Below are 869 nucleotides of genomic sequence, written 5' to 3'. Positions count from 1 at the left end.
TGACTCGTCCTGTCGCCGGCAGACGACAGAAGAGAGATCCCACAACCCCGTATACGCAACCCCTGCCGGGTCTCACACGCATACGGTTTGGCCTCATCCGGTTTCGCTCGCCACTACTCCCGGAATCACGGTTGTTTTCTCTTCCTGAGGGTACTGAGATGTTTCACTTCCCCTCGTTCCCTCCACACTGCCTATGTGTTCAGCAGCGGGTGACAGCCCATGACGACTGCCGGGTTTCCCCATTCGGAAACCCCCGGATCAAAGCCTGGTTGACGACTCCCCGGGGACTATCGTGGCCTCCCACGTCCTTCATCGGTTCCTGGTGCCAAGGCATCCACCGTGCGCCCTTAAAAACTTGGCCACAGATGCTCGCGTCCACTGTGCAGTTCTCAAACAACGACCAGCCACCCATCACCCCCAACCAAAGCTGGAGTTCACTGGGGCCGGCATCGAGGGACGTTTCATTCCCTCAGACACCCAACAGCGTGCCCGACACGTTCTCCCGTCCAGACTCACGTTCCACGCCGAAGCAGTACTAGTGATCTCTCAGAGACGACCGTGCCGAGTAGTCAACGTTCCACCCATGAGCAACCGTGCAAGACATTTGCTTGCAGTCGGCTATGTGCTCCTTAGAAAGGAGGTGATCCAGCCGCACCTTCCGGTACGGCTACCTTGTTACGACTTCGTCCCAATCGCCAGTCCCACCTTCGACAGCTCCCTCCCACAAGGGGTTGGGCCACCGGCTTCGGGTGTTACCGACTTTCGTGACGTGACGGGCGGTGTGTACAAGGCCCGGGAACGTATTCACCGCAGCAATGCTGATCTGCGATTACTAGCGACTCCGACTTCATGGGGTCGAGTTGCAGACC

The organism is Streptomyces arenae, from assembly GCF_022343545.1.
Classification (GTDB): Bacteria; Actinomycetota; Actinomycetes; order Streptomycetales; family Streptomycetaceae; genus Streptomyces; species Streptomyces humi.
Note: the sequence above shows the minus strand (reverse complement) of the source record.